Source organism: Asticcacaulis tiandongensis, assembly GCF_006475605.1.
Taxonomy (GTDB): domain Bacteria; phylum Pseudomonadota; class Alphaproteobacteria; order Caulobacterales; family Caulobacteraceae; genus Asticcacaulis; species Asticcacaulis tiandongensis.
Map to the genome: position 1 here is coordinate 205661 of NZ_SSBC01000020.1, position 8889 is coordinate 214549.

The 8889-nt window shown below is 55.3% G+C and carries 8 protein-coding genes and 1 pseudogene; 3 read left to right on the top strand and 6 right to left on the bottom strand.

Features of this window, described 5'->3' with window-relative positions; genetic code table 11:
• Positions 1-43: 43 nt before the first annotated feature.
• The 3 genes from E5201_RS13345 to E5201_RS13355 are packed head-to-tail and all read right to left on the bottom strand — an operon-like array spanning position 44 to position 4429.
• Entirely contained in the window at positions 44-976 is a 933-nt protein-coding gene (locus tag E5201_RS13345; protein ID WP_140986844.1) for an alpha-E domain-containing protein, read from the bottom strand.
• Positions 977-1023: 47 nt separating this feature from the next.
• A complete protein-coding gene (locus E5201_RS13350; protein WP_140986846.1) occupies positions 1024-2499 on the bottom strand; it encodes a circularly permuted type 2 ATP-grasp protein in 1476 nt (491 codons plus the stop codon).
• Positions 2500-2518: 19 nt separating this feature from the next.
• On the bottom strand, positions 2519-4429 hold the full coding sequence (locus E5201_RS13355) for a class II glutamine amidotransferase (protein WP_140986847.1): 1911 nt from the start codon (positions 4427-4429) through the stop codon (positions 2519-2521).
• 194 nt (positions 4430-4623) lie between these two features.
• Here E5201_RS13355 and E5201_RS13360 point away from each other — a divergent pair, with 194 nt between their 5' ends.
• Positions 4624-5508 carry an SIMPL domain-containing protein gene (locus E5201_RS13360; RefSeq protein WP_140986848.1) on the top strand — a complete coding sequence of 295 codons (885 nt, stop codon included), beginning with the start codon at positions 4624-4626 and terminating at the stop codon, positions 5506-5508.
• A 102-nt stretch (positions 5509-5610) separates the two neighbouring features.
• Here the strand turns inward: E5201_RS13360 and E5201_RS13365 are convergent, their stop codons facing one another.
• Positions 5611-6276, bottom strand: a complete 666-nt coding sequence (locus E5201_RS13365; RefSeq protein ID WP_140986849.1) for a hypothetical protein — start codon at positions 6274-6276, stop codon at positions 5611-5613.
• A gap of 197 nt (positions 6277-6473) precedes the next feature.
• Between E5201_RS13365 and E5201_RS13370 the strand changes: the two genes are divergently transcribed.
• A complete protein-coding gene (locus E5201_RS13370; RefSeq protein ID WP_140986850.1) occupies positions 6474-7637 on the top strand; it encodes a patatin-like phospholipase family protein in 1164 nt (387 codons plus the stop codon).
• Between the two features lie 128 nt (positions 7638-7765).
• Entirely contained in the window at positions 7766-7963 is a 198-nt protein-coding gene (locus E5201_RS13375) for a CsbD family protein (protein ID WP_140986851.1), read from the top strand.
• A 155-nt stretch (positions 7964-8118) separates the two neighbouring features.
• Here the strand turns inward: E5201_RS13375 and E5201_RS13380 are convergent, their stop codons facing one another.
• Positions 8119-8376 carry a hypothetical protein gene (locus tag E5201_RS13380; RefSeq protein WP_140986852.1) on the bottom strand — a complete coding sequence of 86 codons (258 nt, stop codon included), beginning with the start codon at positions 8374-8376 and terminating at the stop codon, positions 8119-8121.
• A gap of 398 nt (positions 8377-8774) precedes the next feature.
• Positions 8775-8889: pseudogene (locus E5201_RS13385) on the bottom strand (IS5/IS1182 family transposase); the annotation flags it as partial.

Genomic DNA, 8889 nt, shown 5'->3' on the forward strand with positions numbered 1-8889 from the left:
GTGGAAACCTTAGTCAGGCAATCCCTGCTTTCCGGCCCATGGATTACCGCATGAAAAAGGTCTCATAGATCGACTGATCGGCCTGATTCAGGCTGAGTTGCAGGTCGTCGATAAATTCATGCAGGCCCGATGTCAGTATCTTTGTGGCATCCGTGCGCAGGAAGCGCTGGTTGAGCGCATACATGTCACTGAGCGCCTTATTGGCGGGCATGCCAGAGCAGATATTGGACAGGGCCGAAGACGCATAGTCGATGCTGAAATGCACCGAACGCGGGAAGCGTTTGGAAAACAGCAGAAATTGCGTCACATCACGATAGTTGATGGCGTGATATTCCTGACGGTACATTTCCAGCGCATTGACCGATTTCAGCACTGCGCCCCACTGCACATTATCATAGGGACTGTCGATCGCTTCACCCTTGGGCAGGAGCAGGAAATATTTCACATCCAGGAGTCGCGCCGTCTTGTCGGCGCGCTCCAGCAATTGCCCCATGCGGGCAAAATGCCAGCTTTCGTCGCGCGACATGGCGTTGATCAGCATGCCGGCGAAGTGGTTACCTGACCGGCGGACCTCGTTGTAATAGCTTTCCAGCGCGCCGACGGAGCGTTTGCGGCTATGGGCCTGCGTCAGGTGATAAAGCTCGTTGATACGCTCCCAGACATCGACGGGGATGACTTCGCGGATCGTGCGGGCATTTTCCCGCGCCCTGTTAATGCACGACAATATGGAGTTCGGATTTTTATCGTCAAAGGTCAGGAACCTGACGACGGACTTCTCATCGGCATGTTCATAACGCGCCTTGAAATCGTCTTCGTCATCAGACGCAGAAATCAGCGGCAGCCACTGGGTCTGATCGACCGGCAGGGCCAGATCGAGCATAAGGTGGGTATTAACATCGACAAAGCGGGCGACATTCTCGGCGCGTTCCAGATAACGCGACATCCAGTAAAGTGAATTGGCAACGCGACTAAGCATAAATGGCTCCCGTTTGGGGATTATGGTTATGACAGCACAGGCAGGCGTCACGCATGGGGACGTTCTCCGGCGTAACGGTGAGATTCCTCAGTATCGGATAAGACCCATGTATCTTTGGAACCGCCGCCCTGAGACGAATTAACGATCAGAGACCCTTTCTTGAGCGCCACCCGCGTCAGGCCGCCGGGCAGGGTGAAGATGTCCTGACCGTAAAGGGAATAGGGGCGGAAATCGACGTGACGGCCCTCTATGCCGCCGGAGGTCAGGGTAGGGGCGCGTGACAACGACAGGGTGGGCTGGGCGATATAGTCGCGCGGCTTGGCCTTGATGCGTCTGGCGAATTCCTGACGCTCGGCCTTGGTCGATTTTGGACCGATCAGCATGCCATAGCCGCCCGACAGGTTCACCGCCTTTACCACCAGCTTATCAAGATTATCAAGCACATAGTTGCGCTCTTTCTCGTCCTCACAGATATAGGTTGGGACGTTCGGGCTGATGGCGTCTTCACCGAGATAGTATTTGATAATCTTGGGCACATAGGCATAGACGGCCTTATCGTCAGCTATGCCTGTCCCCGGCGCATTGGCCAGCGCCACCGTACCTTTGCGATAACAGCGCATAATGCCGGGGACGCCCAGAAGCGAGTCTTCACGGAATATCTCGGGGTCGATAAATTCATCATCGATGCGCCGATAGATGACATCAACCTGCTTAAGGCCATTGGTCGTGCGCATAAATACCTTATCGTCGGACACCAGAAGGTCAGATCCCTGACACAGGGGCACACCCATTTGCTGCGCCAGATAGGCATGTTCAAAATAGGCACTGTTGTAGATGCCGGGCGTTAGCACGACGATGTTCGGGTTGTCCTTGCCCTGAGGCGCGATAAATTTCAGCGTCTGGTAAAGGTGATCGCCATAGTTAGAGACGGGCCGCACCTTAAGGGTCTGAAAGCCTTGCGGGAACAGGCGCTTCAGAACCGCGCGGTTTTCCAGTACATAGGAAATCCCTGACGGGCAGCGCAGATTGTCCTCAAGTACATAAAATTCGCCGTCCGCATCACGAACAAAATCGGTGCCGGAAATATGCGTCCATATGCCCTTTGGCGGCGACAGGCCTTCGCAAGGCTTGAGATAACAGGCAGACGAGAAGATCATCTCCGCCGGAATGACTTTGTCCTTCAGTATTTTCTGGTCGTTGTAGATGTCCTGAATGAACAGGTTCAAGGCATGCAGGCGCTGGGTAATGCCCTTTTCCAGCCGTCCCCAGTCTTCGCTGGAGATCAGTCGCGGAATGATGTCGAAGGGCAGAATCTTTTCGGTGCCCTTCTTGTCGCCATAGACATTGAAGGTGTTACCCGACTGATAGAGAATATCTTCGGCCAGTCTCTGGCGACGCTTTAAGTCGCCGCGCCCGAGAGCGTTTATCTCTGCAATAAGGGGGGCGGCGGATGGATGAGGGGTGCCGCACTGGGCGAACAGTTCATCGAAAAAGCCGTCTGTCTGATAGGTTTCCAAACTCATAGCCGCCCTCCGTTAATTTTCAAAGAAACACCTCATTGACCTTTACCTCGACCTTGAGCGTTTCCCTGCCGCCGCCCCGGTAAATGGTACCGGAGGTAGGGGTGGCATCAAGATAGTTACGTCCGCAGGCGACGCGCACATGGTCCTGCGCCACGCGACAGCCATTGGTCGGATCAAAGCCGCGCCAGCCGACGTAGGGGATATAGACCTCGGCCCAGGCGTGAGACGCATCCGACTGGAATTTGTTCTCGTGATTTTCGCCGGTATAGATATAGCCCATGCGATAGCGGGCTGGCACGCCCAGTAATCGCGCCAGCGTGATGAACAGATTGGCAAAGTCCTGACAGACCCCGCGCCGGTTGGCATAGACATCGAATGGTGTCGTCGAAACCGAGGTCGACCCCGGCACGTAGCCATAATCCCGATAGATGGTCTGGTTCATGTCATTGAGCGTATCTAGCAGGTGATTGCCGTTGCGCTCGGAAAAGGACCGCGCATAGTTCAGCAACTCAACGATCTGGGTTTCCGGCATCTCCAGAACGATCATGTAAGGTTCCATGACCTGATTTTGCCAGGGCATCCATGAGATCGGCAGGTTGGTCTGACGTCGCGCAGGGCCATAATCGTCCGGTGCCTGACCAAATATCTTGACCAGAGACCGCACGGTGACATTGAGCGACGTATAGGGATTGATGATCGAATAGTGGATGTTCTGATTGCCGAACACATCCTCAAAGCGCACGCTTTCCCCTTCGGCAGACAGGCTTAAGGTCGAATGAATGACCTCCTGTACCTGATCTTCGACCGGCAGCAGGCGGAAGGTATGGGTCGAGTGCTCGACCGGCTGCGCATAGGTATATTCGGTCGTGTGCAGCACATCATAGAGCCGATAGGTCAGGGGTGTACCATCCGGTGCGTGGGTAATCGACCGGGTATTGATAATGTGGGTGTGGGCCGGAATAATATGCGCCTGATGCGCGGTTTGCTGGCTTTGGGACTGGACACTGGCAAACAGGGCCGAGCGCTCGCTGGTATGCTCCTTAAGCACATTGGCAATGTGGTTCTGGCTGTCGGAGGGTTGATCGCGCTGAAGGGTGGGCGGTGCCTTGGGCAGGGCCTCGGCCTTATTGGACCACACCATAGAGCCTCTGCGGGCAATGATCATCTGGCCGGGTTGCATCGGTGTCCAGTTGCCATTGTTAAACGGCGACGACGCAAAGACCAGCGCCGTGCGGAACAGGTCACGCGGATTATCTATGGCAAAGGAGGCGGCATCAGACTCAAAGCCTGTGGAACTATGCGGCGGACTGATGCGGCTGTAATAGAGGGTGGATTCAGAATGTTCACTGTAGAAGACAACGACGCTCACCCCGTCCGAGATGGCGATATCCGCCGACCCCAGATCATCAAGCTGCATGAACCAGCTTAGCAGGACGTGATGGTCGACATCGGCCAGCGTGCGCGCGCCATAATCCTGAATGCGCCCTAGAAGGAACACCAGCGCCAGTTCGGAATCGGTACGCCCCAAGGGCTCAAGGAAGATCGAGGTATTGTCATGCAGCTTACGCAAGGCTTCCTTATCGAGGTTGCCATTGTGCATAAAGACCCATTCCTGACCGGCAAAGGATCGGGTAAAGGGCTGGGTCTCCAGATGGGTATAGCCGGACGCCGCGCCACGCACCTTGCAGAAGAAGACGGTTGAACGAAAGCCTTCCCAGTCGCTGATTGCGCCGCGAAAAGACACCGTGTCACGGGCGGCGGGGTCCTTGGCCACCTGAGCGGCCTTATTACCCGAAGGATACCAGGCCAGCCCCCAGCCGAGCGTGTGATCCCCCTTTTGCGGGCCTGAGCGAAACTTCAGGTCGATGACGGGCGAGCTTAACCCGTCGAAACTGAAAGCAAATATGTCGCTGGAAATATCGCCGAACACGTTTCGTCCTTTCACGCCTATGTACTAGACGGTGTAACCGTCTGGTTGTCTATAAGCTATGTGGTTCAGCTTGTTACACATTTTTCTCGTGTTAATTACAGGCTTGTGACAGGATGTGACATCCGCGCATGGTCAAATTTCCGCCGCCTTTGCGGTAACAGATGGGGGTACGTCCGCAACCAAAGGGGGCACACATGCCTGTATCTATTGCCAAATCCATTCTTGTTAGCGCAGGTGTTTCTTTACTGGCCTTACCGGCCGCCGCCCAGACCGCGGCATCAGGTTTTGATAAGGCCCCGTGGTGGGTGCAAACGCCGGTCATTACTCAGGTCGGCTATGTCCGCACTGAGGTGCCTGCCAATCGGGCACAGTTCTCGGCCTCGTTCCTTGCGGTGGGTAAAACCGCTGATCAGGCACAGGCCAAAGCCGTCGAGCAAACCCGCGCCCTGACCGAAGCCTTGCGCAAGCTCGGGCCTGACAAGGTTCAGATCAATACCGGTTTTTCCATGCGTGCCCTTTATGAACAGTACCGTGACAAGGACGGCAACCGTATCGAAAATCAGCGCGGCGACAAGATAGACTCCTATCAGGTGACCCTGACCATGACGGTCAAGGTACTGGATACATCAATCCTTGAGCGCGCCTATGCGCTGGTGCTGGCGGCGTCGCCCACCAGTACGCAACAGGTCTATTTCAGCCTTGAGCCGGAAAATGAAACCAAGACATGGCTCTATTCCGAAGCGGTGAAGGATGCGGCGCGACGCGCCAATCTGGCGGTGACGGCGGCGGGCGCTAAGCTTGGCGGCGTCAAGGTGATCGACCCGACCGGACGGGCCTGTCAGACTGACATTCTGGCCCGTGGTGAGCCCAAAGACGGCGAAGATCAGGATGCCTACACGGTGCAGGTAACCGGTGCGCGTGCACGGATGGCGGCCCCGGCTCCACCGGCCCCGATGATGGCCGAAAGCGCCTCAGCGGTCGATCAGCTTGAGGCCAAGGCGGCACAAAACGCCTTTATTCAGGAGCCGCCGCTGCATACCCTCACGGCGCAGGCCTGTGTTGTGTATGGCCTGAACTAAAACGGAATCCGTTTATAGCTTCATCCTCCCCTGCGTGCGGGGGAGGTGGCTAGCGAAGTCGAGCCGGAGGGGCAAAGCCATAGCTTTACCCCTCCGCTATGCTTAGAACCGCCAGTTCACACCGATCTGTAATACCGGATAGGTCTTGACCTTATCGACATCATCCTGAAGGTCAGCTTCTTCGCGCCTCAGGCTTTCCTGATAAAGCGGATTGCTGGCCTCGGTCCCGTCAGACGATAGGCGCAGTTCCGGTTCCTTACCTATGATCGCACCGGCCAGAACGCGGAAGCTCAGGCTGCCCGAAGCGGTGAAGGTGTTATCAAACCCGAGACCGACGAAGGGCGCGCCACTCCCCAGATCGGCATTGGCCGTCAGGGTTCCGATCTGCTCAGGGGTATAGGTGGTGCCGCCGATTTCGGTATTACTGGTCGGGCGGGCCGTCAGCTTCACCTTGCGGTCGCCGGTATTATAGCCCGCCGAAACGAAGAACGAGTTCTGGAACGGGTGCATGTCAACGGCCACGGTAAACGGCTTGAAGTTCAGTTGGCCGTCATAATCGACATCATCGGAATTGAAATCGCGCGAATAGTCGAGGTGATCATAGTCGCCGCGAAGGACGAAATAGTCATTGAACTGATACTTGGCGCTGATACCGACGCCGGTGGTGCCGGCATGTACGCCTACGGCAAAATCACTGTCATAGGCGGAGGCGGCACCGGCGCTGAGCGCGAAGGCCAGAACGGCAAAAGAGGTAATATGGAGGCGCATGGGGCATATCCTTAAAGGTTGGGGCGGCATTTCGGGGGAGGGACAATTTACTGGTCATCAACGGTAAGGCCGTTTTGTTAGTATTGTGTGAAAGTGAAGCGTCGGTTCGTCAGACGACTAATACTCAGCCAAGGTTGGGTCGGGCGTGCCCCTGTGCTAGGGTTTCGCCGTAAGGCGTAAAAAGGTAAGGATTACTCATGGCGCGTGGACAAAACCCTCAGCCGAAAAAGGCAAAAGGCTCCAAAACAGCTGCCTATGACCAGACGGTTCTGGTGCTTCAGGGTGGCGGGGCGCTGGGGTCTTATCAGGCCGGGGCCTTTGAGGTGCTGCAAGCCAATGAGGTGGAACCTGACTGGGTAGCGGGTGTATCCATTGGTGCCATCAATGCCGCCATCATCGCCGGTAACCCGCCCGAAGACCGCTGCGCCAGGCTCAGGGGCTTCTGGGAACGGATCAGTGTACGCTTTCCGGCTGACGAACTGAGCGGCCTGCATCCGTGGATCAGGGCGTCGTTCCGGCAATGGTCAGGCATGATGAGCATGTTCGGTGGAGTGCCGGGCTTTTTCCAGCCCGGACTTGTTCAGCCGTTCGTGCAGCCGTGGACATTGCCCTCGGACACAAGCTTCTATGATACGACACCCCTGCGGGAAACCCTTTTGCAATTTGTCGATTTCGACCGGATCAATTCCGGCGCAATGCGGCTTTCGGTTGGGGCAGTAAATGTACTGACGGGTAATTCAGTGTATTTCGACAGCCGCGAAACCGAAATCAGGCCTGAACACATCATGGCCTCAGGGGCCTTGCCGCCCGGGTTTCCGGCAATCGTGATTGACGGCGTGCCCTATTGGGACGGCGGTGTGGTCAGCAACACGCCCCTGACCTATGTACTGCACAGTGCCAGCGAAGGGCTTGATGGCGATACACTGGTCTTTCAGATGGATCTGTTCAGCGCCTCGGGCGGTATGCCGGACACGCTTGATGAGGTCTATGCCCGCGTCAAGGACATCACCTATTCCAGCCGGACGCGCCTGAACACCGACGCCTTCCTTGAGCGTTACCGCCTGAGACAGACCATTCGCAGCCTGTATGAGCGCCTGCCTCCAGAGTTGCAGGACGATCCGGACATGCGGGCCTGCTACAGCAAGGCAGCCCACCACCGCGTCAGTATTGTGCACCTGATCAACTACGACAGCACCGATCACAGCCATTCCAAAGACTATGAATTTTCGCGCGTCACCATGAACGAGCATTGGGCGGCGGGCCAGCGTGACGCCGAAAAGGCCATGTCGAAACGCCGCTGGCGCGAACCGCCTGCCGAGGCGGACGGGCTGCGGGTCTATGATTTCTCGCGTGAAGACTGAGGCATAAGCCTTATGGCCTTTTGACCATATGGGACGCGGTGCGTGCTGCATCTTTAGGGATCGCTTCATAGGCTAAGGACAGCTTTCAATTACGAAAGCGCGCATTTTTTAGCCATTAGGAGGATCATATGAACCGCAACCAGATCGAAGGTAACTGGGAACAGATCAAGGGTAACGTTCAGAAGGCGTGGGGCAAACTCACCAATGATGACCTTGATGTCATCGAAGGCGACCGCAAGCGTCTGGCGGGCAAGCTTCAGGAACGCTACGGCATTGCCGAAGAAGAAGCCGAAAAGCAAATCCGCGACTGGAATGATCGCGTTTAGGTCGTAGGTCCTTCATAAATCAAAAACCCCCAAATCAAAAACCCCCAAATCAAAAACCCCCAAATCAAAAACCCCCAAATCAAAAACCCCCAAATCAAAACCCCATGAGCAAAGGCCCATGGGGTTTTTTTCATGGTCTGACCGGGGAGGGACAGTCAGACCATGTTGATGGTTTCGCGCACAATGGCGATGGAGCCTTGTGACTCTTCGGTACATTCGAGTGACAGGCGGTCAATCTCTTCCTGCGCGAAGCTTTTGAACAAAAGCGCCGCCTGTGGAGAGAGGGCCATCAGCGTACGCGCCGAAGCGCGCGCCAGAGCCAGTGAGGCATCAAGATCAATCAGGTTCGCGGTATCGCGCGCCACAGCCAGTGCGTAGAGACGTGATGCCGCATTCGGGGAGGAATCGGGCATGATAGGTTTAGCCATTTAGAGTTGGACAGAACTCGGTACATTGCGATCGGGAAGAGGAACGCTACAAACACACGTATAGGGGGCGTAAGGAATCGCACTTACGTCATTACGTTCTAATACGTCATATTTTATAGGATAATGTGGTGAAATCCAGACGCAGGTTCAGAAAATACATAGACCTGTCTTGATCGCCATCTATTTGTATTATCTGTAAAAATAAATTCATATAGCAAAATATCCTAATTTTCGCCCTGAAAATCGGAAAATTGCGAATGCCAACGATGTCAGACGATAAATTATTCCAAAAATATAGAATTTATACTATTTATTTAGAATTCGATTTCATGTGAAACGTTTTCTAAATAACTGATTTCACGCCGGTAGTTTAGGCTCAGGACTCATAACCAGAAGAGCACTGTAGCAGCGAGTGCGATGGCGGACAGGAAGACAGTCGGGCATCTGTCATAGCGGGTTGCCACACGCCGCCAGTCCTTCAGCCGTCCAAACATGATC